The sequence below is a fragment of the Actinoplanes sichuanensis genome (assembly GCF_033097365.1).
In the GTDB taxonomy this organism is placed as follows: domain Bacteria; phylum Actinomycetota; class Actinomycetes; order Mycobacteriales; family Micromonosporaceae; genus Actinoplanes; species Actinoplanes sichuanensis.
Map to the genome: position 1 here is coordinate 11,415,183 of NZ_AP028461.1, position 25,824 is coordinate 11,441,006.

Sequence of the window (25,824 nt, forward strand, 5' to 3'; positions counted from 1 at the left end):
CCGCACCCCCTACCCGTCGCAGCCCGGAGCGTTCCGGCTCAGTGGCACCTGCCGGCTTTGTGTCACGTTCCGGCTCAGCGGCACGTTCCGGCTTTGTGGCACGTGCCGGCTTTGTGGCACGTGCCGGCTTTGTGGTGCGGGTCGCGCCGTCGGTCACCACGCGGTCTCGCCTGGAGTCAAGTGGCGGCCGAGCAGGGCGCTCAGCGTCGCCAACGGTGCCGCCGCCCGGTCCGGGTCGATCTCGGCGAGCACTCCGGCCCGTGCCGCCCCACCCCCGGCGATCCGCTCGCCGATGGCCCGCCGCTCACCCGGATCGAAACCGCCGAACGTACGCCGCAACAACGGCAGCACACTGTCGAACGCGTCCGTTGGAATGTCCGCCAGCCAGTCGTCCACCAGCGACAACAGCGCCTCGTCGTGGACCAGCAGCAGCCCGCCCCCGGACAGGAACCCCTCCACCCAGGCCGCCGCGTGCGCCGGTGGCGTCCCGATGGTCAGCGGCAGCCGCAGCCTCCGGCGCACCTCGGCACCGTCCAGCCGGCCGGCGTCCGACAGTAACCGGGTCAGCCGCCCGGCGGGCAGTCCGTGCAGCCCCGGCCGGGACGCCAACGATCCGATCGTGACCAGCCAGCGGTCCCGTAACGACTCGTCGTCGAGAAGCCCGACCGCCCGGTGCACCCCGTCCATGCCGTCCCGCAACTGCCGGGCCGCCTCGTCGGAGAGTGCACCGGCCGCCGACGGCAGCGCCGCGCACACCCGGCCCAACAGGCTCGCCGTCACCGTGGCCAGCCCGGCCACGTCGGTGCGGCGGACGTCCCCGTACCGCAAGGTTCGGGCCAGCGCCGGGATCGCCGCCATCAGGTGATGCACGTCGGTGTCCAGCGCGGCGCGGGTGTCCAGAGCGGCGAGCACCGACGGATACGCCCCGGCGAGATCCGCGAGCAGGCAGGTCTCCACCAGTTCGGTGACCTCGGCCAGGGTCGCCGCCTCCCGGGCGCGCCGGGTGACCCGGGCGGTCGCCGCCGCCACCACGGTCGTGCCCCACATGCTGCCCTCGACCAGCCGGACCGCGAACTCCGGCTGCCACGCCAGCCGCCATTCCTCCCGGAACGTTCCGGTCCCGCGCCGGGCCGCGGCCCGCTGCCCCCACGGCACCCCCAGAACCGTGAGCCGATGCAGCAACCGGCTGCGTTTGAGGTCGTTGTCCTGCCGCAGATCCAGGTCGAGAGGGCGCTCGGTGGCCTCCGGCTTGAGCCGCAACGACCGTTGCTGCGCGGTCAGGTCCCGCACCAGCGGCACCGACGGCATGTCCTCCGGCACTGTCCCGAGACGCTCGCCGACGACCAGCCGACGAGCGATCAACTCGGACCGCAACGGCTCGCCGTCACACATCACCGCCTCGGCGGCCTCGGTCACCTCGGCCAGCCCGGCGAGCGGTCGCCCGCGCATCGTGGCCAGGGCTTCCGCGAGCCGTACGGCCTCGATCACGTGCGCCGACGAGGTGGGCACCCCTTCGGCCCGCAGCACACCCGCCGCGTCCACCAGCCAGCGGGCGACCACGTCGTCCCCGGTGGTGAACAGGTGGTGATACCAGCCCGGCGACCGCACCCCGGCCCCGTAGCCCGACCACGACGCGAGCCGCCCGTAGGTCCACGGCACCCAGGTGAACGCCACCTTCCCCCTACGCCGCCCCTTGAGCAGCGCGGTGTCGTCCTTGACGGCGACCTTCCGGGTCAGCGCCGGCACGTGCCACGCCCCGCACACCACGGCGATGTCGTGGTGCCGGCGGCGCTCCTCCCGCAGCACCGACCGCATGAACGCCTCGCGCACCAGATCGTCCGGATCCTCCGGCGCGTGCTCCCGGATGGCGGCCATCGCCTCGGCGACCGCCTCGAACGCCGGCATACCCCGGTGCTCGACGACGTCCTCCCACCAGCGCTCCGGATCGTCGTACCCGGCCGCGGCCGCCAGCTCCGCGATCGGATCCACCGGCCGCACCGGCCCCACGTCGACGGCGGGCTCACCGCCCGAGCCGGAGTCCGGGGCGACTCCGGACGGCGGACGGACGGCGCTCCTGGTCGCGGCCTCCGGCGGCGTCTCGGTGTCCGCCGACGGCGCGACGCGGTAGCCGTACGGAAGATCGAAGAAACGGACGCGGACGCCGCGCCGGACCGCCCATCGGATGGCCTGCCATTCCGGTGAGAAGACCGCGAACGGCCAGAACGCCGCCTTCCCCGGGTCGTCGACGGCGTAGCCGAGCAGGGCGACGGGCGGCTCCAGGCCGCCGTCGGCGGCCCACCGGACCAGGTCGTCGGCTTCCGGCGGGCCCTCGATCAGCAGCACCTCCGGCGGGTGCGCGTCGAGTTCCCGCACCACCGCGCGGGCCGAGCCCGGACCGTGGTGCCGGATCCCGTAGATCCGTTCAGGCATCGCGGGCGGCCCGGTAGAAGTCGAGCCAGCCGGACCGCTCCCGGACCACCGTCTCCAGATACTCGCGCCAGACCACGCCGTCCGACACCGGGTCCTTGATCACCGCGCCGACGATGCCGGCGGCCACATCGCCGGGATGCAGCGTGCCGTCACCGAAGTGGGCGGCCAGCGCCATCCCGTTGGTCACCACCGAGATGGCCTCGGCCGTCGAGAGGGTCCCGGTCGGCGACTTCAAGGTGGTACGGCCGTCCTCCGTCATCCCGGACCGCAACTCCCGGAAGACCGTCACCACCCGGCGGATCTCCTCCATCGCGGCCGGCACCTCGGGCAGTTCCAGGGCCCGGCCGAGCTGGGCGACCCGCCGCGCGACGATCTCCACCTCGTCGTCGGCGCTGGCCGGCATCGGCAGCACCACCGTGTTGAACCGGCGCCGCAACGCGCTGGACAGCTCGTTGACCCCGCGGTCCCGGTCATTGGCGGTGGCGATCAGGTTGAACCCGCGCCGCGCCTGGACCTCGGTGTTCAGCTCGGGAACCGGCAGCGTCTTCTCGGACAACACGGTGATCAGTGCGTCCTGCACGTCGGACGGCACCCGGGTCAGCTCCTCGACGCGGGCGATCGACCCGGTCCGCATGGCCCGCATGATCGGGCTCGGCACCAGCGCCGCGTCGGTCGGTCCTTCGGCGAGCAGGCGGGCATAGTTCCACCCGTAGCGGATCGCCTCCTCGGCGGTGCCCGCGGTGCCCTGCACGAGCAGTGTCGAGTCACCGGAGACGGCCGCCGCGAGATGCTCGGACACCCACGTCTTGGCGGTGCCGGGCACCCCGAGCAGCAGCAGCGCCCGGTCGGTGGCCAGGGTGGAGACGGCCACCTCCATGAGTCGACGTGGCCCCACGTACTTCGGGGTGATCTTGGCGCCGTCGCCGAGCAGATAGGTGACGACGGCCTGCGGCGACAGTCGCCAGCCGGGCGGACGGGGCCGGTCGTCGGCCGCCGCGAGCAGGGCCAATTCCTCGGAATACTGGTCCTCGGCGTGCGGTCGCAGAGTCTCCGAGGTCGGGGTCGTGCCGTCGTTCACTGGAGCTCCTGAAGCATCTCGTGGCGGAAGGTGAGAGTGCGGGCGAGTTCGGCGACCGGGCGGACCCGGGCCGGGTCGACGATCTGGTCGAGGCCGGCGGCCAGTCGCCCGGCCAGGTCGGCGTAGCCGGGTGGCATGGCCAGTCCGGCCGCCCGGCAGAGCTCGCCGAGCTGCCAGGTGTGCCGGTCGGTACGGGCCCGCTGCTCGACCGCCTCCAGGACGGCCACCGAGAGTCCGTCCGGCCACGGCCCCGGATGCAGCCCGAGCAGCCGCTGGGCCGAACCGTCCTCGGAGCGCAGTGCCGCGGTGGCGAGCCGGGCCAGCACATCCGGCGGCAGCACCAGGTGCAGATCCCACCGGACGGCCTCCCGCAGCATCCCGTTGTCGGCCGCGAGCAGCGCCGAAGCCCACCGGGCGTCCCGCTGGACGACGGCCGCCTTGGCCCACCCGTGCAGCAGCGGATTGGCCCAGTCGTGCCCACGGGCCGCCGCGATCCACCCGGCGGGTTCAAGCCGTGCGCCGCCCAGGCGATCCGGCAGACCGCCCCGCGACCCACCCGACCCGACCCCCACCGCACCGGAGCCCGAGCCGATCCCCGCCGCACCGGGGCCTGCGGCGGGCCCTGACGTGCCGGGGCCTGCGCCGATCCCCGACGCACCGGAGCCCGCGCCGGGCCCTGACGTGTCGGGGCCCTCACCGAGCCCCGACGGGCCGGGTTCGGGGCCGGTCCAGGTGTCGAGTGGTGTGCCGGCCAGCACCTCCTCGAGGAGCCACGCCCCCACACCGACGCCGCGGACCGGCGTCGCGCCGACGCCGTCGCGCCGCAGGTCACGGTCGAGTTCGGTGGGTGGTTCGACGGTCAGCCGCCCGGACTCGCCGCGCCGGACCGCGGCGTGGGCCCGGGCGGCCATCCGCCTGCCGAGAGCGGCCCCGGGCAGTTGCCGCAGCAGATCGAGCGCCGCCTCGCGGACCTCCTTGCGCCGGTCGTCGAGGGCGCGTTCGAGGAGTGGTTCGTCGGCGGCGGACAGCCCGGGACCGAACGTCGCGAGGAACCGGGCACGGTTCTCCGACGATTCCTCAGCCCAGGTGCTTTCCAACAACTCCCGGGCCCGGCCGGGATCGGTGGCCCGCAACGCGGTGAGGTGACCGAGGCGTTCGGAGGTGGTCGCCATGGTCCACTCGCAAGTCAGGGCCGTGGCCGCCTCGTTGAGCAGCCAGCGCCAGTCGGCGCGCCGCGCGGCCAGCCAGGCCCCGCGCCGCCCGGCGACCCGGGCCAGGTCGGCGCGCACCGATGTGTTGCGGCGACCGGCCTCCAGCAGATCCGGAAGGATCACCGGCGGCACGACACCACCCCGCGCCGCGGCGGCGGTCAACCACTGGGCCAGCAGCTCCTGCTCGTGGTGGCCACCGCCGGGGGCCCCGCCGCCGAGGATCCGGGCCAGCCGCGCCCCGGCCGCCGCCGGCAGGGGAGTGTCGGTCTCGGCCGGGGCGGCGGCCAGCGGAACCCGTCCGCTCTCCGGCTCGACCCCGGCCCGTCGGCAGACCAACGCCACCGCCGCCGCCTCGAGAAGAGCAGCTCCAGCCCCATCCCCGTCAAGAGCAGACGGAGAAGGGCCCTGAACCGCAGATACAGAGGCGCCGGGAATGCCAGAAAAATCAGGTGATGGTGGGTTGCTGACGCTCGGAATGCCGGAAAGGCCAGGACGAACTGAAGCCGAATAGTCCGAACTGACCGGAGAATCCGAAGCGGCGGCGGCGGCGGCGGCGGTGGCGGCGGCAGAGGCGGTGGCGGAGGTGGTGGCGGTGCCGGCGGTGGTGGCGGCGGAGGTGGTGGCGGCAGAGGCGGAGGGGGTGGCGGAGGTGGTTGTGGCGGAGGCGGCAGAGGCGGAGGGGGAGGTGGTGGCGGTGGCAGGGGAAGCGGAGTGTGCGGGATGGCCGGCACTGGCCCCGGGCGGAGGGCCCGCCGCTGAAGCGGAGGCCAGATCGACCGTCAGGGCACCGACTCGCAGCGAGGACGCCGACCACGGCCGCCGCCCGGTGCCGAGCAGGGCGGCCGTCAACAGTTCGGGTGGCAACTCGGCTGAGCGCCGCGCCCCGGAGTCCGGCACCGGTGGCGCGGCCGGGACGAATCGCCCCTCCGCCCAGGCCGCGAGTGGTCGCAACCCGGCCGGTGACCACTCCGCGGCGACGGTGGCCGGAGCGGCACCGGCGGCCGCGAGCAGCCACCACGGCTCGCGGTGGCCCGGCGCGAGGGGCAGGGCGGATCCCTCGGCGTCGACCAGGAAGCCGTCCGCCGTCGGTCGGACCGCGGACAGCAGCATCGGTGCGTCGTACCGCCAGGGGTCGGCAGCGATGAGTGCCGCCGACCGGGACAAGCCCGCCCGGATCGACCCGGCGCCGTCGGGGGAGCCGAACGGCTCGGCCGCCGAGACGCGCTCGGCGACCAGCGCCCGCAGCGGCGCCGCGCTCGGATGAAAGCACAGGTCACCGCGGAACTCGGTGCCCGGGACCAGATCGACGGCCAGGGGCTGGCCGGGTGCCGCGAACGACAGGACCAGCGCGAATCGCCCGGCCGAACCGTGCAGCCAGGTCCGGCGGCTGGTCAGCGAACCCTCGTCGGTCTCCACCTGCCCGAGAACCTGCCAGCGATCACTGACCCGGGGCCCGGCCAGCACCTCCTCGGACGGGGTGGGAAAACCGATCCGCGACCGGACGGTGGCCGCCAGCCCCGGATCGAGCGTGCCCAGCCGGGAATGACCGGCGACCAGCAGCCGCAGCAGCGCCAGCTCGCCGAGCAGACGGTCGGCCCAGTGTGGCCCGACCCCGGCGAAGCCGCCGAGCCGACGGACCGCGCCGGCCGCCCCGGGGGCCTGCGCGTCGACCAGCCGGGCCGCCATCGTCTCGAACGGCTCCGGACCGGACCGGCCGGCCACCGCCAGACCCTGCTCGATCTGGTCGTCGAGCCATCGCCGCAGCTCGGCCAGACCACCGGCGACCCGGTCGGCGCGGCCCTGGGCGCGCTTGGCCGCGGCCACCGGATCGGGGGTGGAGGTCGCTTTGGGCCGGGCCCGTGCGGCCTGCCACCGGGCGGCGAAGTCGGGCGCCGGGAGATCGGCGGCACCCGACTCGGACCAGCGCAACAACAGGCCGAGCACGTGCTTGCAGGGGATCTTGCGACTCGGGCAGGAGCACTTGAAAGCCGGCCCGGTCAGGTCGGCGGCGACCTGGTAACCCCGACACAGTCCCCAGAGGATGTCGCCGGTCCGGCCGGTGGTGGAGAACTGGCCGGCGGCTCCGCGCGCGTTGCGCAGCGAGGCGGGATCGGGCGCTAGCGCCTCGACCTGGGCGGCGGACCACCGTTCAACTGACACACGACGACCCTAGGCCCGGGGTACGACGTTTTTCCGCCCCCGCACGCGGCACACTGGTGACGTGCGGGTGATCGTTTTCGGGGCGACCGGGATGGTGGGTCAGGGTGTGCTGCGAGAGTGCCTGCTCGCGCCGGATGTGACCGAGGTGCTGGTGGTGACCCGCCGCCCGACGGGTGTCGAGCATTCGAAACTGCGTGAGGTGATGCTCGACGACTTCGCCGACCTGAGCCCGATCGCCGGCGAGCTCACCGGTTATGACGCCTGTTTCTACTGCCTGGGCGTGTCATCGGTGGGGATGGACGAGGCGGCCTACACCCGGGTGTCCTACGACTTCCCGATGGCCGCGGCCCGGCTGCTGGCCCCGCTCGGCGAGGACCTGACCTTCGTCTACGTCTCCGGTGAGGGCACCGACGCGGACAGCCGTCTGATGTGGTCCCGGGTGAAGGCCCGCACCGAGCGGGAGATCATGGCGATGTTCCGCAACGGCTTCGCCTTCCGTCCCGGGTTCATCCAGCCCACGCACGGTGTGCGCGCGAAGACCGGCTGGTACGACACCGCCTACACGGTGATCGCGCCGCTGGTCCCGCTGATCCGCCGGGTCGCGCCGCGCTACATCACCACCACCGACGAGCTCGGCCGGGCCATGCTGCGTGCCGCCCGCGGCGGTTACGTCGAGCGCATCGTCACGACGGCGGACATGCACTGACGACTGTCCCCACACGACCGCGCCGAAGGCCAGCGTCATCCCGGCCAGCTGCACCGGGGTCAGCGTCTGGCCGAGCGCGGCCCAGCCGACCACCGTCGCGGTGAGCGGCGCGAACAGGCTGAGCAGCGACACCCGCGCCGCCGGTAGGCGATCCAGCCCGCGGAACCAGAGCGTGTAGGCCAGCGCCGTCCCGATCAGGCTCAGGTAGCCGTACCCCCAGAGGTTTGTCACTGACAGTGCGGGAATCGGACCCTCCGCCAGGAGGGTGACCGGGACCAGCAGCAGACCTCCCATGGTCAATTGCCAGCCGGTCACGGTGAGCAATGAGACGCCGGGGCGGCCCCAGCGCTTGGTGAGGACCAGGCCGAACGCCATCGAGCCGGCGCCGGCCAGGCCGGCGAGGACACCGATCGGGTCCAGGCGGGCGGAGGCGGTCAGCACCGCGAGGGAGACGCCGAAAACCCCGATCAAACCCGCGGCGACGGTACGGCCGGAGACGCGCTCGGACAGCAGGAGCACGCTGAGGCCGGCCACGAGCAGCGGTTGAACCGCCCCGAGGACCGCCGCCATCCCGCCCGGCAGCCGGTAGGCGCTGACGAAGAGCAGCGCGAAGAAGATGCCGATGTTGAGCGCACCGAGCACCGCCGACTTCCACCACCAGGCGCCGCGCGGCAACCGGCGGGTGATGGCGAGCAGCACCAGACCCGCCGGCAGCGCCCGCAGCATCCCGCTGAGCAGCGGCCGATCGGGCGGCAGGAACTCGGTGGTGACCGCATACGTCGTCCCCCACAGCACCGGCGTGAGGGCGGTGACCATCAGTGTCCGCATGAGACCCAACTCCCTCGACAGAAAGTATCTCGACGTAAAGATAAACTTTGCCGAGAAGCTTGTCATCAAGAGAATGGAGAACGTGACCGACGACATCGACCGGATCCTGGCCCAGTGGGCCGACGAACGCCCCGACCTGGACACCGAGGCGATGGGCGTTTTCGGACGCATCTACCGCCTGTCCCGCCTGGCCGGGGATGCCACCGAGCGCGCCTACGCCAGGTTCGGGATAGCCCGCGCCGACTTCGACGTGCTGGCCACCCTGCGGCGTTCAGGCGCCCCGTTCCAGTTGTCGCCGGGCGCGCTGGCCGCGTCGATGATGCTGAGCACCGGCGGCACCACGGCCCGCCTCGACCGGCTGGAGAAGGCCGGCCTGGTGGCCCGTTCCCCCGACCCGAACGACCGCCGGGGCATCCTGGTCCGCCTCACCCCGGAGGGCCGGGCCATCGCCGACGAGGCGGTCACCGCCGGCCTGGCCGAGCAGCAGCGCCTGCTGGCCCATCTTCCCCCGGCGAAGCGGGCCCAGATCGGCGAACTGTTACGCGACCTTCTGAACGGCCTCTGAGGGCGGCGGCGGTGGCGGGGGAGTGCCGTCGCCGAAGGGGCGGCCGCCCAGGGCCTCCCGGCCGTGCGGGGTCAGCCAGCCGCGCGGGTCCGGCCCGGACGGGACGATGCCGCTCGGATTGATGTCCCGGTGCACCTCGTAGTAGTGCCGTTTGATGTGCGTGAAATCGATCGTGTCCCCGAACCCGGGCGTCTGGAACAGGTCGCGCGCGTAGGCCCACAGCACCGGCATCTCGGTCAGCTTGGACCGGTTGCACTTGAAATGGCCGTGATAGACGGCGTCGAATCGGGCCAGGGTGGTGAAGAGTCGGACGTCCGCCTCGGTGATCGTGTCACCGACCAGATAACGCTGTCCGGAAAGGCGCTCCGAGAGCTGATCGAGCCGGGCGAACAACCTGTCGTACGCCTTCGTGTAGGCCTCCTGCGTGCCCGCGAAGCCGGCCCGGTAGACGCCGTTGTTGACGTCGGCGAAAACGCCCTCGTTCACCTCGTCGATCTCGTCCCGCAGGTGCGCCGGATAGAGGAGCGGTGCTCCGGGCCGGTGGAATGCGGTCCACTCCAGCGACATGTCGAGGGTGATCTGGGCGAAGTCGTTGGTGACGACCTTTCCGCTGGTCACATCCACGATCGCGGGCACTGTGACGCCCTTGTCGTAATCCGGGAAACGGGCCAGGAAAGCGTCCTGGAGCCGTTCGATTCCGAGCACCGGATCACGTCCGCCCGGATCCAGATCGAACGTCCAGCTCCGTTCGTCGTGCGTCGGCCCGCAGATGCCCATCGACAGCGCGTCGCCGATTCCGAGCAGCCGCCGCACGATGATCGCGCGGTTCGCCCACGGGCAGGCCCGGGCCACCACGAGCCGATAACGCCCCGCTTCGACCGGAAAACCATCCCGCCCGTCCGCGGTGATCCGGGTGGCGATGTACCGCTGATCGCGGGTGAACTCACCCGCCGGATTCACATAGGCCATGCCGTCCATCGTTCCCGAACGACAGAACCCGAACCCCCTTTTCCGGTACGCCGTCGGCCGCCCACACCCGCAATCCACTCCGCCCGTGGTGTGCCACGCGAGCGGGCGGCCGGTCACCGCCGAAACGCGACCGCCGGGCGGTGGCCCGGGGAGACGGTCATACCCGGTTATCCGGTGACGGTCATAACCGGTCATCCGGTGGGGAAAGGGGCGAGGCATCCCCCCGTGCTCGACGCCTCGCCCCTGCTCGTAGCCCCGGCTGTCGCCTTTATAGCACGTTGGGAAAGCGCTTCCCGAGTCTTTCTGGGAGCGCGCCCAGGATCGATCGTCCGCTGGTCATGGCCCGGAGACGGTCGATGTCGCCCGGCCCGGTGCGACACGCACACATCACCCGGTCGGGTCAGCCGATCCCTTACCTTCCCCGAACGTTCCGGAGGCCCGCCCGGCGGCATGATGACCTGGTGACGATAGGCGGGCGGGCCGATGATGGGCCGGTGACGGACGCGCCGGGCAGAGGGTTGGTCCTCGTGGTCGAGGACGAACGGCCGATCGCCGACCTGGTTCGGCTCTATCTGAGCCGCGAGGGGTTCGGTGTGCACGTCGAACGGGACGGCCCGGCCGGGCTGGCCGCCGCCCGCCGGCTTCGACCGGTCGCCTGCATCCTGGACATCGCCCTGCCCGGCCTGGACGGCACCGAGATCTGCCGCCGGTTGCGTGCCGACGGCGACTGGACGCCGGTGATCTTCCTGACCGCGCGCGACGACGAGGTGGACCGGATCCTCGGGTTGGAGCTGGGCGGCGACGACTACGTGACGAAACCGTTCAGTCCGCGTGAGCTGGTGACCCGGGTCAAGGCGCTGCTGCGGCGCGCGGCGGTCGCCGGGGAGACCGATCGGGTGCGAACCCTCGGCCCCCTCACCCTCGACCCGGGCCGCCGGGCCGTCACCGTGGACGGCGCCCCGCTGGTTCTGACGGCCACCGAGTTCGACCTGCTCGCCCACCTGCTGGGCCGCCCGGGTCGGGTGTTCACCCGGGAGGAGCTGCTGGCCGCGGTGTGGGGCTACGCGTCGCATGCCGGTACCCGTACGGTCGACGTGCACGTGGCGCAGGTGCGGGCCAAGCTCGGCCCGTCCGCCGGTCTGATCCGGACCGTCCGCGGGGTCGGGTACACCGCCGATGCGTGACTTCTTCCGGACCCTGACCGGCCGGGCCGTGCTCGTCACCGCCGCGACCGCGGTGGTCGCCGTGATCGTGACCGCCCTGGTCGCCGTGCCGATCGCGATCCGCTCGGTGAACACCCAGATCCGCGCCGAGCTGATGGACAAGACGGTCCTCGCGGTCGAGTCGCTGACCGACGAGCGGCCGGCCGCCCGCAAGCGGATCACCGACCGGCTACGCGCGCAGGACATCGAGATCTACCTGATCAGAAACGGTCGGATCGATCGGGAGGGGCTGCCGCCCCGGGTGGTCCGCCGGGTTCTCGACGGGGAGACCGTCGACATCCGCGGCCCGGTCGGCGGTCGGCCCTCGTTCATCGCCGGCCGCCCGCTCCCGGGTGCCGCCGCCGGGGTGATCCTCACCCGCCGGGTCGCCTCCGGCGTCGCGCTGCGGGTGCTCAGCGGTGTCTGGGTGGCGCTGGTGGCCGGTCTGCTCGGCGGGGTGCTGGCCGGAGCCCTGCTGGCCCGGTTCGTGGTCCGGCCGATCGGACTGGCCGCGGCCGCCGCCGGCCGGCTCTCCGCCGGGGACCGCTCGGTGCGGATCGCCCGCGCCGGTCCGGCCGAGGCGGTCCGGCTCGCCGACGCGTTCAACCAGTTGGCGTCCGCCCTGCAGACGAGCGAGGGCCGGGAACGCGACTTCCTGCTGTCGGTGTCACACGAACTGCGGACTCCACTCGCGACGATCCGTGGCTACGCCGAGGCGCTGGCCGACGGGGTGATCACCGGAGACGACACGACCGCCGCCGGATCGACGGTCCTGGCCGAGGCACAGCGCCTGGACCGGCTCATCTCCGACCTGCTGGTGCTCTCCCGTCTGGAGGCCGCCGACCTGCCGCTCGACGTCACCGACGTGGAGTTGGGCGACCTGGTCCGGCAGGCCGGTCAGGCGTGGGCCGCGCGATGCGCCGACGGCGGCCCGACGCTGACCGTGGAGATCCCCGACATGCCGGTCGTCGTCGGCACCGACCCGGGCCGGATCCGGCAGGTCCTCGACGGCCTGTGCGAGAACGCGCTGCGGGTGGTCCCGGCCGGCGCGCCACTGGTCCTGGCGGTCCGACCCGGCGATCAGGGCGGCATCATCGAGGTACGCGACGGCGGCCCCGGCTTCACCGACGACGACTTGGCCGTGGCCTTCGAACGGGGCGAACTGAACCGCCGTTACCGGGGTGTCCGCAAGGTCGGCAGCGGCTTGGGTCTGGCCCTGGCGGCCCGCCTGGTGACCCGTCTGGGCGGCCGGATAACCGCGGCTCACGCCCCCGAGGGTGGGGCGATGTTCCGGGTGGAGCTGCCCTACCGTCCGGCCGGCTCCAGCCCATCCCCACCGCCGTAGCCTCGGGCCTCGCCGATGCGGCCCGGATGGTGGGTTCGTCATCGTGGCGGTGGTCGACCTCGGCTCGCGGGGTTCTTACCGAACTCGAACATCTGCCTGATACGGCCCGATCGCGTCATGTCGAACATCGATCGCATGGCTCGTACATCCGTGCAGGTTTTGATCTTCGCTGTTGCTCTCGCGGTGACCGGATGCGGCGCGCAAGCGCCCGCCCACGTCGCCGACGCCGCCATCGAGATGGCGGCTCTCCAGGAGGTCGGGTTCGACGCCGGAGACGCCGGAGATGTCGGACCCGCCGCCTCGGACTCGCCCGGCGTGCGGCCTCGGGCCGTGCGGCGGCTGCTGCGGCAGAACACGCTGCACGGCGAGGTCGTGGTGCGGACCCGGGAGGGCGAGGACCGCACCATCGTGGTGCAGCGTGGTGAGGTCACCACCGCGGACGACAAGGGTTTCACCGTGAAGTCGTCCGACGGCTACGTGCTGACCTGGACCTTCGGTGACCCGCTGCGGGTGGCCCAGAATCGCGAGAAGACCGAGCGCAGCGCGGTGAAGGCGGGCGTGCAGGTGGGCGTCGGCGGGGTCCGTGACGGCTCGGCCGTCACGGCCCGGCTGATCATCGTGAAGTGAACCGACGCCCTTACTGGAGGAAGCTGCCGAACGGCGACAGCAGCAGTTTGCCGAGGCCGGTGGCGGTGTGGTCGAGACGGCGACGCTCCTTGTCGAGCGCGCTCAGATCGTGTCGGAGCGCCCAGATCTTCTGGGCGTTGCGCCAGGCGACATTGCGCGTGTACTCCACCATCTCGCCCTGCCACCAGTCGTCCAGATCACCGTTCATCGTGTCGATGAGCAGCTGCCAACGGTCCAGATAGCCGCGGCGCAGACCCGGGATCTCCTCGGCGAAGATGTCGTTCACCTGGAGGTAGTCGTGGTGCTGGTCGCTGCCGTCGACCGGGTCGCTGCCCAGGTGGTCGAAGGTGGTCACCAGCGCGAACGGCAGGTCGAAGTTGATGTGCGCGTTGACCCCGGCGACCGCCGAGGGCAGAGCACGCGCGTCCGGCCCGGGGATCCGGGTGAACAGGCCGGCCCACACGCCCGGGCAGGCCGGGCTGCCCTCGGTCCAGTAGCGCAGGGCGTCGAAATAGCGGGCGGCGAATTCGACATCGAGCCGGGCCAGGAAGGCCGGGTCCTTGAACTTGCCGGCGTAGAGACGCTCCAGCACGTTCTCGGTGATCGTGAGATAGAGCCTGTTGAAGTCGGCCAGCGGGTTGCTATCCAGCAACGGTGGCACTCGGCACAGCACGACCTGTACTTGTGCGAGTAGGTCGACCACTCCGGGGACGTCGTCGGGGTGCCGTTGCAGGAGGTCGGACATCTCCTGCTGTACGGGGCCCCAGATGGGCTGGGTCATGGGTTCCTCCGTGGGTGATGCAAAGGCAACGGAGGGCCCCCAGCACCGCCCGGCGAAGCCTGTCGCCGGGCGGTGCTCCCCCGTGGCGCCTACACTTCCACCGGGGGTCCGTCATCGGATCGGTAGAACGACGTATTCCGTGTACGTATGTCACGGCAGCGTAACGATCCCCTGGTCAGGCCGCTGTCAGATAGACGCGACTGGCCTGCACGCGAGTGCGCACCTGCAACTTGTCGAAGATGTGCCCGAGATGCACGCCGACGGTGCGCTCGCTGATGAACAGCAACTCACCTATCTCGCGATTGGTCAAGCCCTCGGCCACCGCGGCCAGGACCTCCCGCTCCCGCCCGGTCAGTGCGGACAGCTCGTCGGCGGCCCGCTCCGGCCCGGCCGGCAGCACCTGGACGTCGTCGCCGAGCGTGACCCGGAACCGTTGCGCCACCCCGATGATCTCGTTGGCGAACGGGCGGGCGCCCATCGCGGTCGCCGTGGCGTACGCCTGGCGCAGCCCGGTGATCGCCGACGTCCGCCGCACCCGGCGCTGCAACGAGACCTCGGCGTGCCGGAGGCGGGAGTACGCCGCCGGGTACGGCTGCTGGCGCCGGTCCCAGATGGCGGCCGCCCGGGCCCACGGCTCGGGATCCTGCCGGTCCTCGACCCGGCTCAGCTCGGCGGTGCACAGGTCCAGGTAGCCGTCGACCACCGCACGAACCGGCGCGGGTGCCTCGCCCACACCCTTGACCAGGCGATCCATCACCGTCCGGAGGCGGCGGATGGCCCCCGGATCGGTCGGCTGCCCGGCCACGTGCGCCTCCGCCTCGGCCCGCAGGCCGTGCCAGGCCAGCACGCCGAGCAGCACCAGGTCGTCGGAGCGGGTCTCGGTCAGGCCACGCTGCACGGCGGCCCGCGCCTCGGCGTGCTCGCCCTGCCACATCGCCAGGCCGGCCCGCAGCGTCAGCATCGGCAGCACGTGCCGCGCTCCGCCACCGGCCAGCAGGGTCGCCACCGCGTCCAGGTCGCGGCGGGCATTGTCCACCTCCCCGAAACCGACCCAGAGCTGGGAGCGGGCGAGCAGCAACTCGACCGCGTCGGCGCCGGACGGGTGGTAACGCATGGCGGTCTCCAGCACGGCGTACGCCTCGGACCACTGACCGTTCCGGAACAGCCCCTTGGCGGCGATCGCCAGCAGCCGGGTCTGATAGGTGCGGCCCACCCCGCGGGCGGCGAGCAGGTCGGCGCCCCGGCGGGCCACCAGCACACCCTCCTCGATGCTGTTCAGCGGGCCGGCCAGCAGCTCGGCCAGGTGCAGGTAGGCCACGCCCAGGTCGTCCGGGTGCCCGGACCGCTCGGCGATCTCCACGGCGTGCCTGATCACGGCCAGCCCGGCGTCCGGGTCCTCGCGGAACGCGGCACTGAAACCCAGCGCGGCGCTCGCCCGGACCAGGTCGGTGGTGGCCCCGTTCACCGCGGCCAGTTCGAGCGCCTCCCGCGCGTGCTGGTTGGCGTCCGCATAGCGGCCGAGATGCAAGAGCAGTTCAGCGAGGTACGCCGCAGCCGACGCCCGCCGGCGCGGGGTGCAGTCCGGTGCCTCCAGAGCACGCTGGTACTCCACCTCGGCGGTCGCCGAACGCCCGGCCGCGGCCAGATAACGCGCCCGCCGCAGGTGCAGCTCGGACTGGCCGGGTGCGTCCGGGCGGCCGGCCAGCTCCTCCAGCCGGGCCAGCGCCAGCAGATGCTCGCCGCACTGGTGGGCCGACTCGGCGGCGTGCCCCAGCAACTCGGTGCGGCGCTCGTCGGCCTCACCGGCCAGCTGCAGCGCGATGGTCCAGTAGCGGTGCGCCTCGGCGAAGCCGTACATCCGCTCGGCTGCGCGGGCCGAGGCCACCACCGGGGGCAGCGCCCGATCCGGCTCGCCGGCCCGCTGCCAGTGGTGGGCCAGGCGCGCGTTGTCCGGCTCGCCCTCCACCGACTCCAGGGTCTCGGCGTAGCGCCGGTGCAGCGACGCCGCCTCGGCCGGCAGCACCTCCTGCTCCAGCACCTCGGCGACCAGCCGGTGCCGCAGCTTGTAACCGTCCGGGTCACTGGCCACGAACCGGTGTGTGACCGCCGCCCGGACCGCCTCGATCAGCTGGTCCTCCGGCAGCGGGACCACCCCGGCCAGCACCGCGTGCTCGACCGGCTCGACACCGGCCGCGATGGCGTGCACCACGGTGTGCGCGTGCGGCGGCAGCTCGTCGACCCGGGACAGGAAGATCTCGCGCAGCGTGTCGGACAGCTCGACCCGGCCGTCGCGCAGGTCACGGGAGAGCTCCTCGACCACGAACGGGTTGCCGCCGCTGCGCTTGAAGACCCGGTCGGCGTCCTCCAGGGCCACCGTGCCGCCGACGATCGCGGTCACCAGCTCGTGGGTGTGCTCCTGACTCAGCGGGGCCAGGTCGACCACCCGGACCGAGCGCAGGCGCCGCAGCTCGGCCAGCACCCGGCGCAGCGGGTGGGTGCCGTGCAGCGCCTCGGCCCGGATCGCGGCGAGCACCGACACCCGGACGTCACCGAGCCCGGCGAGCAGATAGAGCAGCAGCTGACGGGTGCTCCGGTCGGCCCACTGCAGGTCGTCCAGGACGAGCAGGAGCTGCTGGTCACCGGCGATCGCCCGGAGGTCGCGCGACACCCGTTCGAGCAGCGCCCCGGCGTCGTCGGCGGCACCGGCCGGGGTCGAGCCGTCGAGCCGGCGCAGCGCCTGCAGCACCGGGTGCAGCGGCGAGGCGTCACCGATGTCCAGGCAGGTGCCGAACAGCACCGAGAAGCCCGTCTCGCGCAACGCGTCGGCGGTCTCGTGCAGCAGCCGTGTCTTACCGACACCGCTCTCCCCGGTCACGAACACCGCAGCGGTGCCGCCGGTACCGACGTTGCGGAGGTTTGACTGAACGTCGGCCAGCGTGCCGGTGCGCCCGACAAGCGGCCCCTCGTCCCCCTGTCTGGCCATGCCCGGCAGCCTAATCCGTATCCGCCTATCACTATGTCGTCGGTTCGGACTGTTCTGCGTCACAAAAACGACGGAATTCGATGCTGTCAGAGATACGTCGTTCTGCGGATCCGCGTCTTGTCCGAGGCTGGCACCGTACTCCCGGTCAACGCAGTGATCTGGGGGAGCGAAGACATGAGCACCGTCAGCAGTGCCGTTCAGGAGCGTAGGCAGACCGTAACCGTGCTGTTCATCGACATCGTCGGGTTCACCTCTCTGGTGGACCGGTTGGACTGCGCGGAGGTGCGGGCGCTCCAGAGGGACTACTTCTCGGCCGTCTCGGCCGTGGTCCGTGACAACGGCGGGATCGTCGAGAAGTACGTGGGGGACGCGGTGATGGCGGTGTTCGGCGCCGCGGAGGGGGGATTCGGGCCGGGGGCGGCCGCCTCCGCGGTCCAGGCGGGCCTGTCGGTTCAGGAGTCGTTGAGGGGGCGTCTCCTGGCCGGCAGGTTCCCCGTCCGGACCCGGGTCGGTCTGGCCACCGGCGAGGTGATCGTCGACCCGATGGCCGCCTTCGACGGCGGTTACGGGATGATCAGTGGCAGCGTGGTGAGTACGGCGGCCCGTCTCCAGGCCTATGCGCCGCACGACACCGTCGTGGTCTGCTCGGCCACCCGGGACGTGACCGACGCGCTCATCGCCTACCAGGAGCTGCCACCGGTGTCGGTTCCGGGCAAGCCCTATCCGCTGGACCTCTTCCGGGCACTCCAGCCGCAGACCGTGTCCTTTGCGACTGTGGCGTAGCGCACTTCTTGGGGTGGATCATCCCTATTTTGGCCACGGACTGGTCTAGACCTGCCTCGCCTGGGGCAGAAGTGTCATAGGCGCCGGGTAGGCTCGCGCCGTCCTTGACCACCATGGCTTGACCGGGAGTGCCGCCTCGTGACCGCGCAACCAGAGACCTTGTACGGGGCTGACGACCTCACGCACCTGGAAGGGCTCGACGCTGTCCGCAAACGCCCGGGCATGTACATCGGGTCCACCGACAGCAGAGGCATCAACCACCTCGCAAACGAGATCATCGACAACTGCACCGACGAGGGAGTCGGCGGCCACGCCACCCGCATCGCCGTGACGCTGCACAGCGACGGCTCGGTCCAGGTCGACGACGACGGCCGGGGCATCCCCACCGACGTGCACGCCAAGTCCGGGCTGAGCGGCGTCGAGCTGGTGCTGACCCGGCTGCACGCCGGCGGCAAGTTCGGCGGCTCCGGCTACAAGACGTCGGGCGGCCTGCACGGCGTCGGCGCGTCCGCGGTCAACGCGCTCGCCCACCGCTTCGACGTGACCGTCAAGCGGGACGGCAAGGTCCACGAGATCTCGTTCCAGCGGGGCGTGCCCGGCGTCTTCGACGGCCCCGGGCCGGACGCGCCGTTCACCCGTGAGCCCGGCCTGCGGGTGGCCCGCCGGATGAAGCGGGGCGAGCCCAGCGGCACCTCGATCCGGTATTGGTATGACGCCCGCTACTTCGAGACCGGCGCCCGGCTCGACGTCGACGCCGTCCGCACCAAGCTGCGCAACACCGCGTTCCTGGTCCCCGGCGTGCAGTACACACTCTTCGACGCGGGCGCCGAGGAGCCGGCCACCGAGACGTTCCACTACCCCAACGGCCTGGCCGACATGGTGGACTTCCTCACTCCGGCCTCGGACAAGCCGGTCTCCGGCACGCTGCTGGTCACCGGCGAGGGCACCTACAAGGAGAATGCCGCCGACGCCAACGGCGTGATGCAGTCCAACGTCGTCCGGCACGCGCAGGTCGAGGTGGCCTTCCGCTGGGGCACCGGCTACGAGCGCACCGTCGAGTGCTTCACCAACACCATCCGCAACATGCACGGCGGCACCCACCGCAAGGGCTTCGAGCGCGCTCTCGTGCGGGCCCTGACCGAGGCCATCCGCAACGCCCGGGGGCTGCTCAAGCCCAAGGAGGAGCCGCCCGTCCTGGACGACTTCCTGGAGGGCATGACCGCGGTCATCCACGTGCGGGTGCCGGAGCCGCAGTTCACCTCGCAGACCAAGGACGAGCTGTCCACGGCCGGTGTCGCCCGGGTGATGCAGAGCCTGGTCGAGGCGTATCTGAAGGAGTGGATCGACGGCCGGCGGACCAAGACCGAGGCCCGCACCGTCCTGCAGAAGGTGGTGGACGCGGCCCGCGTCCGGCTCACCCAGAAACAGCAGAAGGACGCGGCCCGCCGCAAGACCGCCCTGGAGGGCGCGTCGATGCCGGCCAAGCTGGTCGACTGTCGGGCGATCGGCATCGACCGGTCCGAGCTGTTCATCGTCGAGGGTGACTCGGCGCTCGGCACCGCCCGGATGGCCCGCTCCTCGGAATACCAGGCGTTGCTGCCGATCCGCGGCAAGATCCTCAACGTGCAGAAGGCGAGCCTCCAGCAGGTCCTCGACAACGCCGAGTGCTCGGCGATCGTCCAGGTCCTCGGGGCCGGCTCGGGCCGCACGTTCGACATCGGCTCGATGCGCTACGGCCGCGTCATGATCATGGCGGACGCCGACGTCGACGGCTCGCACATCCGGACCCTGCTGATCACGCTCTTCGCGAAGTACATGCGGCCGGTCATCGAGAACGGTCGGCTCTTCGCCGCGATGCCACCCCTGCACAAGGTGGTCACCAAGGGCCGTAACTCGGAGACCCTCTACACGTACACCCAGCAGGAGATGGAGAGCACGGTCGGCCGCCTGGAGCGGGCCGGCCGGCAGGTGCAGAAACCGGTGCCCCGGTTCAAGGGTCTCGGTGAGATGGACGCCGACGAGCTGTGGGACACCACGATGAACCCGGCCGAGCGCACCGTCCGCCGGATCACCATCGAGGACGCCGAGCGCGCCGAAGCCACCCTCGAGCTGCTCATGGGTGAACGGGTCGAGCCCCGGAAGAACTGGTTGATCGAGGCCGCGGGCCGGATCGACCAAGAGACGATCGACGCCTGAGAGGTCCGCTACCAATGGCACGCCGCAAATCCGACAAGCGCGTCGACCTGTCCGCGTTCGACCAGGCGGGCGCCCGGGTCATCGACAACCCGCTCACCACCGAGGTGGAGGACTCCTACCTGGAGTACGCCTACTCGGTCATCCACTCACGTGCGCTGCCCGACGCCCGGGACGGGCTGAAGCCGGTGCACCGGCGGATCCTCTGGTCCATGTCCGAGCAGGGGCAGCGCCCCGACCGGCCCTATGTGAAATCGGCCCGCGTCGTCGGCGACGTGATGGGTAAGTACCACCCGCACGGTGACGTCGCGATCTACGACGCCCTGGTCCGGCTGGCCCAGGACTTCTCGCTCAACACGCCGCTCATCGACGGCCACGGCAACTTCGGCTCGCCCGACGACGGTCCGGCCGCCGCCCGGTACACCGAGGCCCGGATGTCCCGCGAGGCGATGCTGCTGGTCGGCGAGCTCGGTGAGGGCACCGTCGACTTCAAGCCCACCTACGACGGCTCCGAGACCGAGCCCAAGGTGCTGCCCGCCGCCTTCCCGAACCTGCTGGTCAACGGCACGTCCGGGATCGCCGTCGGGATGGCGACGAACATGATCCCGCACAACCTCGGTGAGGTCGTGGCGGCCGCCCGGCACCTGATCAAGAAGCCCGCGGCCGACCTCGACGAGCTGATGCGCTTCGTGCCCGGCCCCGACCTGCCCACCGGCGGCCAGCTGCTCGGGCTCGACGAGGTGCGCCGGGCGTATGAGACCGGTCGCGGCGTCGTCCGGATCCGGGCCCGCGCCGAGACCGGCCTGCTCGAGGGCGGCCGCGGCCGGCAGGCCATCACCGTCACCGAGCTGCCCTACGGCGTCGGCGCCGAGAAGATCATCGAGGCGATCACCGACGAGGTGAAGGGCAAGGTCATCACCTCCGGCCCGCGGCGTGGCCAGCGCCAGGCGGCCCGCCTGACCGGGATCGCCGACGTCAAGGACCTCACCGACCGCGAGCACGGCACCCGGCTCGTCATCGAGTGCAAGGTCGGCGTCAACCCGCAGGCCCTGCTGGCCGACCTCTACCGGCTCACCCCGTTGGAGAGCTCGTTCGGCATCAACAACCTGGTCCTGGTCGACGGGCAGCCCCGTACGCTCGGGTTGAAGGCTCTTCTCGAAGTCTTCGTGCAGCACCGCTACGACGTCGTGACCAGGCGCACGCTTTACCGGCGGACCAAGCGCGAGGACCGTCTGCACCTGGTCGACGGCCTGCTCATCGCCCTGATCGACATCGACCGGGTGGTCGCGCTGATCCGGGCCAGCGACGACGCGGCCGCGGCCAAGGCCGGTCTGATGACCGAGTTCGGGCTCTCCGACATCCAGGCGACCTACATTCTGGACACTCCGTTGCGGCGGCTCACCCGGTTCGACCGGATCGAGCTGGAGGCCGAGCAGGACCGGCTCCGCAGCGAGATCGCCGACCTCACCCGGATCCTCGACAACGAGGACGTCCTCAAGAAGGTCGTCTCCGACGAGCTGGCCGCCGTGGCCAAGGAGTTCGGGGCCGCCCGCCGGACCACCCTGATCGACGGTGACCTGAAGGAGGTCCTCGCCGCCTCGGTGCCGGCCGGTCCGCTCGAGGTCGCCGACGACCCCTGCCAGGTGATCCTCTCCGCGTCCGGTCTGATCGCCCGGACCGCGGCCGAGAGCGAGGAGTCCACCGAGGCCCGTAAGCGCAGCGGTCGCGTCAAACACGACGCGGTCCGCGCGATCATCCACTCCACCGCCCGCGGCCGGATCCTGCTCGTCACCAACCGGGGCCGGGCGTTCAAGACCGATGTGCTCACCCTGCCGGTCCTGCCCGAGCAGTCGGGGACCGTCTCGCTGCGCGGCGGCATGTCCGCGTCCGAGCTGGTGCCCCTGCACAAGGGCGAGCGGGTCGTCGGCATGGCCCCGCTCGGCGGCGGCGAGTCGCCCGGCATCGCGATGGGCACCAAGTTCGGCATCGTCAAGGTGTGCGCCCCGGAGTGGCCGGTCCGGTCCGACGAGTTCGAGGTGATCACGCTCAAGGAGGGTGACGAGGTCCTGCAGGCGACCTGGCTCACCGACGGCGCCGAGTCCCTCGTCTTCGTCACGTCCGACGCCAACCTGCTTCGCTTCCCGGCGAAACTGGTGCGGCCACAGGGCCTCAAGGGCGGCGGCATGGCCGGGGTCAACGTCGGCCCGGAGGCCGAGGTGATCTCCTTCAACGCGGTCGTCACGTCCGACAGCGCCCACGGCGAACCCATGGTCGTCACCTCCACCGGTACCCAGGTCAAGGTGTCACCGTTCGCGTCCTACCCGGCCAAGGGCCGCGCCACCGGCGGTGTCCGGGTGCAGCGGTTCCTCAAGGGCGAGACGCAGCTCGTCGTCGCCTGGGTCGGGCCGCGGCCGGTCGGCGCCTCCAACACCGGCGATCCGGTCGAGCTCCCCGAACCGGACGCGCGCCGCGACGGGTCCGGCAACGCGGTCATCATGGGGCCGCAGCTCATCGGGCATCTGATCGAACGGGACTGACGGGTTCTAACACCGATCGCCGGGCGGTTCTCTGCCGCCCGGCGGGCGCGGCTTCGCCGGGCGGGCGCGGCTTCGCCCGGCCGATCGTCATCGATCAGGTCAGCAGTCGGGCTTCGGCGGCCTGCGGTTCCAGTTCGGCGGTGTGGGCGGCGGTGGCTTCCGGGTGGCCGTGGTATTGAGCCGGGGTGTTCTGGAAGAGGATGACGCGCCAGCCGGGGAGCCGTCGTTCGGCGACCAGGGTCTGAACCGCGTTGGTGGCCGGGTTGAGCGTGTCCGTGCCGGGCGGGATCATGCCGGCGATCGATCGGAGCAGGACGGCTCCGGGGCCGAGGACACGAATCTCCCGGATCCTGGCCACGTAGGCGGCGGTCGGGTGGTCCTGGAAGATCGGCGTGAGGTGTTTGCCGATCTCGGGCCCGTCCACCTGGCTGCCGTCGAATCCGATCAGGACGCCGTCGTCCGCGAACAGGCCCGCGAATCGTTCCGCGTCCCGCTCGTTCCAGGCGGTGAGTAGTTCCCGGTACAGCTCTCGGACGACTGATTCAGCACGAGTCTCACCCATGCCGAAACCCTCCCACGCCGGCACCGTCCACGGCGACCACTCCATCGACTGAGTGCGAGCCCGCGGGCCGAGGCCGGTCCGGGCGGCTGGTTGTGCGGGCTGGGGGTCGGTGGCCGGGACAGCACCCAGGGCCAGCCGAGGCCACCGGTGACGACGGAGCCGGGGCTACCAGATGGGGCGGATTCGGCCCGGGGTGGCGAGCCGGGTCAGGGCGGTTCGCAGGGCCGCTGTCTGGGCCGGGGTCAGGGTGGCGGCCAGGGGGGCCAGGGTCCGGGCGGCGGCCTCTTCGGCGGCCCGCGTGCAGGCGTGACCCTTTTCGGTCAGGACCAGGAGGCGGGCGCGGGCATCGGTGGGGTGCGGGCGGCGTTCGATGTAGCCCTTGCGGATCAGTTCCTCGGCCATCTGGCTGGCCGCCTGTTTGGTGATCTCCAGGTGCTCGGCCAGGTCGGTGACGGTGGCGCCGGTGCCGGACAGGCGGGCGAAGGCGAAGCCGTGTGCGGGCCGCAGGTCGGTGAAACCGCCGGCCCGCACCCCGGAGTCGATGCCGTCCACCAGCGCGCGAGCAGCGCTGAGCAGGAGCACCGGGAGGTCGTGGAGATCGTCGCGCACGGAAGGAGTTTGACATGGCAGTCAAGCTGCTTGACTATATCGTCAAGCAGCTTGACTAATTTGGGGAGTGGAGATGGCGATCTATCGCGGTACCGAAGCAGTGGTTCACCGGTTGCACGGGAGCGTGTTCCACGCGTTCGCGTCCCCGTCGACGGGCAGCCGGGAGCTGTGCGCCTGGCGGGTCGAGATCGCGGCCGGCGTGTCCGGTGTGCCGCACCGGGTGGGGCGCGACGAGGTTCTGATGGTCTCGGCCGGCGAGCTGTCGGTCAGCCTCGACGGTGTCGCCGGCCGGGTCTCCGCCGGGGATGTGCTGCTGGTGCCGTCCGGGACCGAGTTCCGGGTGGACAACGAGGGGACCGAGACCGCCGCGGCCTGGGTGACCACCAGCGCCGGCTTCGAGGCGACCCTGCCGGACGGCACCACGATCACCCCGCCCTGGGTGAGCTGAGCGGCCACCGCGGCGGGGCGGGGCGATCAAAGGGCGGGGCGATCAAGGGGCGGGCCGATCAAGGGGCGGGCCGATCAAAGGGCGGGCCGATCAAAGGGCGGGCCGATCAAAGGGTGAGGCGATCAAGGGGCGGGGCGATCAGTCGGTGAGGGCGTCGATCGCCTTGAGTTCGTCGGCGGTGAGCGGGCCCCGGGCCTCGGCGGCCAGGCATTCGGCGAGTTCGGCGCGATTCTTGACGCCGAGAATGACCGTGGCGACGCCGGGGACGCTGAGGGCGTAGCGGTGTGCGAGTGAGGCCGCGCTCTCACCGAACGAGGCGGCCAGGGCGCGGAACGGCGCGGCCCGCGCGAAGTCGGCGGCCGCCGGGTGATCGGCGGGAACCGAGCGGTCGAGCCCGTCGGTGAGCGAGCCCGCGGCGACGACCCGGATCGCGGTGACCGCGACCCCGGCCGCCTCGGCCGCCCGGACCAGCCCGGCGTTGTCCGGCCGGACGCCATCTCCGTGGATCCACAGGTCACCGCTCTGGTCGAGGGCGTTGACCACGATCTGCGCGGTGTCCGGCCGGGGCGCGGCACCGAAGGCGTCCAGCAGCGGCACCGGATCGCCGACCGCGGTGATCCCCCAGGCACGGATGAGTCCCTCGTCGCGCAGGGACTCGAAGACCGGGACGATCTCGTCGCGATATCCGGCCGGGTCGATCGTTCCGGAGAGGACGGTTCCCGGGCGGCGGAACTGGGTGTGCAGCACGAGCACGTCGAGGTGCTCGCGACCCAGCCGGGTGAGACTGGCGTGCAGACTTCTCCGGATACGGACGGCGAAGTCGCGGCCGTCGTCGTCCGGCAGTTGCACCTTGCTGGTGATCATCGCGGCGGAGGGGCGGCCGCGGAGCGCCTCGGCCACGGCCACCTCGGATTCGAATCCGGTGCCGTAACTGGGCGCCAGATCGAGCATGGTGATGCCGGCATCGAGTGCGGCGTGGACTGTCGCGACGGCTTCGGCGCGATTGGTGGTGCCCCACACGCCACCGATTCCGCCGCCACCGAGAGTGAGCGCACTGACACGGCCGAGTCGGCCGAAGGCCCGCTGTTCCATGATGTTCTCCTCTTCGTTCCCGGCTGTCCGAATCGACCGTAGAACCTGGAGCGCGCTCCAGATCAAGTCATGTTGTCGATTCGGCGCGCCGTCGGCGCGGAGGTGTCCAGCACGTGAATAATCCGTGCTTCCGCGCGCCTCAACCAGGGAGGATGGCGCCTGCGGGAAAGGGGGAGCGGTGGACGTCGTGGCGCAGTGGGTGACTACCGAGTGGACCAGGCGCTCCCGGGGCGGTCCGGGAGCGGCACTACGCAGCGCGGTGCCGCAGGGCTTCCGTCTACCCGGGAGGAGGCGCAGCGTGGTGCATGAGGTGATGATCACCGAACGTAATGATTTCCGGCCGATCGAGTCGTTCGGCGCGGAGCCTCCGGAGCGCGAGCCGAGCTTCGCGCGTTCCGGTCTGCGATTGGTCCGGGCGGACAAGGGGGTACGGGTAGAGCTGCTCCCCGCGAGGCTGAGCGACACCAGGCTGGGCGACGCCAGAAGGGGCGACCTGTCGCGAACCCGCCCGGCGGCAGTCTGGCTGGCGCCGGGCGAGTGGCTGCGCTGGCAGGTGAACTACCGGTCGTCCGGCCCGCGAATCGACGGCGGCCGCTGGGACTACCGGCAGGACACCCTGAACATCGCGGTGGGCCCGGCCGATCCGGAGCTGTTCTTCGGCGAGCCCACCCGGCACATCGACGAGCGGGGTTTCCTGCGGTGAGCGAAAGCGGTG

General features: G+C 71.7%; 19 protein-coding genes and 1 pseudogene. 10 read left to right on the plus strand and 10 right to left on the minus strand.

What is annotated here, in order from left to right; all coding sequences use genetic code 11:
- Positions 1 to 153 precede the first annotated feature (153 nt).
- From Q0Z83_RS52285 to Q0Z83_RS52295, 3 genes are read right to left on the minus strand one after another with little or no spacing between them, the layout of a single operon-like run.
- Positions 154 to 2,430: a DUF5682 family protein gene (locus Q0Z83_RS52285; RefSeq protein WP_317791032.1), complete on the minus strand. Its 2,277-nt coding sequence runs from the start codon at positions 2,428 to 2,430 to the stop codon at positions 154 to 156.
- Positions 2,423 to 3,508 carry an ATP-binding protein gene (locus Q0Z83_RS52290; RefSeq protein WP_317791033.1) on the minus strand — a complete coding sequence of 362 codons (1,086 nt, stop codon included), beginning with the start codon at positions 3,506 to 3,508 and terminating at the stop codon, positions 2,423 to 2,425. The genes Q0Z83_RS52285 and Q0Z83_RS52290 overlap by 8 nt, the downstream gene beginning before the upstream one ends.
- Positions 3,505 to 6,879, minus strand: a complete 3,375-nt coding sequence (locus Q0Z83_RS52295) for an SWIM zinc finger family protein (protein WP_317791034.1) — start codon at positions 6,877 to 6,879, stop codon at positions 3,505 to 3,507. The genes Q0Z83_RS52290 and Q0Z83_RS52295 overlap by 4 nt, the downstream gene beginning before the upstream one ends.
- A gap of 61 nt (positions 6,880 to 6,940) precedes the next feature.
- On the opposite strand from Q0Z83_RS52295, the gene Q0Z83_RS52300 reads away from it, so the two are divergent.
- Complete coding sequence (locus Q0Z83_RS52300; RefSeq protein WP_317791035.1) at positions 6,941 to 7,585, plus strand: NAD-dependent epimerase/dehydratase family protein; 645 nt, start codon at positions 6,941 to 6,943, stop codon at positions 7,583 to 7,585.
- A 24-nt stretch (positions 7,586 to 7,609) separates the two neighbouring features.
- Here the strand turns inward: Q0Z83_RS52300 and Q0Z83_RS52305 are convergent.
- Positions 7,610 to 8,584, minus strand: a pseudogene (locus Q0Z83_RS52305) (EamA family transporter); the annotation flags it as partial.
- Here Q0Z83_RS52305 and Q0Z83_RS52310 point away from each other — a divergent pair.
- Entirely contained in the window at positions 8,487 to 8,978 is a 492-nt protein-coding gene (locus Q0Z83_RS52310; RefSeq protein ID WP_378079030.1) for a MarR family winged helix-turn-helix transcriptional regulator, read from the plus strand. The pseudogene Q0Z83_RS52305 and the gene Q0Z83_RS52310 sit on opposite strands and share 98 nt — an antisense overlap.
- On the opposite strand, the gene Q0Z83_RS52315 is transcribed toward Q0Z83_RS52310, so the two are convergent.
- The gene (locus Q0Z83_RS52315; RefSeq protein WP_378079031.1) at positions 8,952 to 9,956 is read right to left on the minus strand and encodes a glutathione S-transferase family protein; all 1,005 of its coding nucleotides are present in this window, start codon (positions 9,954 to 9,956) and stop codon (positions 8,952 to 8,954) included. The genes Q0Z83_RS52310 and Q0Z83_RS52315 overlap by 27 nt on opposite strands.
- Positions 9,957 to 10,441: 485 nt before the next feature.
- Here Q0Z83_RS52315 and Q0Z83_RS52320 point away from each other — a divergent pair, with 485 nt between their 5' ends.
- The 3 genes from Q0Z83_RS52320 (at position 10,442) to Q0Z83_RS52330 (ending at position 13,121) form a co-directional block, all read left to right on the plus strand.
- Entirely contained in the window at positions 10,442 to 11,131 is a 690-nt protein-coding gene (locus tag Q0Z83_RS52320; protein WP_317791038.1) for a response regulator transcription factor, read from the plus strand.
- Positions 11,124 to 12,494, plus strand: coding sequence for a HAMP domain-containing sensor histidine kinase (locus tag Q0Z83_RS52325; protein WP_317791039.1), 1,371 nt, complete (start codon positions 11,124 to 11,126; stop codon positions 12,492 to 12,494). The genes Q0Z83_RS52320 and Q0Z83_RS52325 overlap by 8 nt, the downstream gene beginning before the upstream one ends.
- A 135-nt stretch (positions 12,495 to 12,629) precedes the next feature.
- A complete protein-coding gene (locus tag Q0Z83_RS52330; protein WP_317791040.1) occupies positions 12,630 to 13,121 on the plus strand; it encodes a hypothetical protein in 492 nt (163 codons plus the stop codon).
- 10 nt (positions 13,122 to 13,131) lie between these two features.
- Here the strand turns inward: Q0Z83_RS52330 and Q0Z83_RS52335 are convergent, their stop codons facing one another.
- Together Q0Z83_RS52335 and Q0Z83_RS52340 are read right to left on the minus strand one after the other, a co-directional pair.
- Entirely contained in the window at positions 13,132 to 13,902 is a 771-nt protein-coding gene (locus tag Q0Z83_RS52335) for a DUF5995 family protein (RefSeq protein WP_317791041.1), read from the minus strand.
- Positions 13,903 to 14,077: 175 nt separating this feature from the next.
- A complete protein-coding gene (locus Q0Z83_RS52340; RefSeq protein WP_317791042.1) occupies positions 14,078 to 16,885 on the minus strand; it encodes a helix-turn-helix transcriptional regulator in 2,808 nt (935 codons plus the stop codon).
- Positions 16,886 to 17,059: 174 nt separating this feature from the next.
- Here Q0Z83_RS52340 and Q0Z83_RS52345 point away from each other — a divergent pair, with 174 nt between their 5' ends.
- From Q0Z83_RS52345 to Q0Z83_RS52355, 3 genes are all read left to right on the plus strand, one after another.
- Positions 17,060 to 17,668, plus strand: a complete 609-nt coding sequence (locus Q0Z83_RS52345) for an adenylate/guanylate cyclase domain-containing protein (RefSeq protein WP_317791043.1) — start codon at positions 17,060 to 17,062, stop codon at positions 17,666 to 17,668.
- Positions 17,669 to 17,806: 138 nt separating this feature from the next.
- Positions 17,807 to 19,864, plus strand: a complete 2,058-nt coding sequence (locus tag Q0Z83_RS52350) for a DNA gyrase/topoisomerase IV subunit B (RefSeq protein ID WP_317791044.1) — start codon at positions 17,807 to 17,809, stop codon at positions 19,862 to 19,864.
- Between the two features lie 14 nt (positions 19,865 to 19,878).
- Positions 19,879 to 22,398 carry a DNA gyrase/topoisomerase IV subunit A gene (locus Q0Z83_RS52355; protein WP_317791045.1) on the plus strand — a complete coding sequence of 840 codons (2,520 nt, stop codon included), beginning with the start codon at positions 19,879 to 19,881 and terminating at the stop codon, positions 22,396 to 22,398.
- 94 nt (positions 22,399 to 22,492) lie between these two features.
- Here the strand turns inward: Q0Z83_RS52355 and Q0Z83_RS52360 are convergent, their stop codons facing one another.
- Both Q0Z83_RS52360 and Q0Z83_RS52365 read right to left on the minus strand, forming a co-directional pair.
- Positions 22,493 to 22,960 carry an SgcJ/EcaC family oxidoreductase gene (locus tag Q0Z83_RS52360; RefSeq protein ID WP_317791046.1) on the minus strand — a complete coding sequence of 156 codons (468 nt, stop codon included), beginning with the start codon at positions 22,958 to 22,960 and terminating at the stop codon, positions 22,493 to 22,495.
- 165 nt (positions 22,961 to 23,125) lie between these two features.
- A complete protein-coding gene (locus tag Q0Z83_RS52365; RefSeq protein ID WP_317791047.1) occupies positions 23,126 to 23,569 on the minus strand; it encodes a MarR family winged helix-turn-helix transcriptional regulator in 444 nt (147 codons plus the stop codon).
- 73 nt (positions 23,570 to 23,642) lie between these two features.
- On the opposite strand from Q0Z83_RS52365, the gene Q0Z83_RS52370 reads away from it, so the two are divergent.
- Positions 23,643 to 24,017: a cupin domain-containing protein gene (locus Q0Z83_RS52370; RefSeq protein WP_317791048.1), complete on the plus strand. Its 375-nt coding sequence runs from the start codon at positions 23,643 to 23,645 to the stop codon at positions 24,015 to 24,017.
- 138 nt (positions 24,018 to 24,155) lie between these two features.
- Here the strand turns inward: Q0Z83_RS52370 and Q0Z83_RS52375 are convergent, their stop codons facing one another.
- Entirely contained in the window at positions 24,156 to 25,109 is a 954-nt protein-coding gene (locus tag Q0Z83_RS52375; RefSeq protein ID WP_317791049.1) for an aldo/keto reductase, read from the minus strand.
- 298 nt (positions 25,110 to 25,407) lie between these two features.
- On the opposite strand from Q0Z83_RS52375, the gene Q0Z83_RS52380 reads away from it, so the two are divergent.
- The gene (locus tag Q0Z83_RS52380; protein ID WP_317791050.1) at positions 25,408 to 25,812 is read left to right on the plus strand and encodes a hypothetical protein; all 405 of its coding nucleotides are present in this window, start codon (positions 25,408 to 25,410) and stop codon (positions 25,810 to 25,812) included.
- Positions 25,813 to 25,824 lie beyond the last annotated feature (12 nt).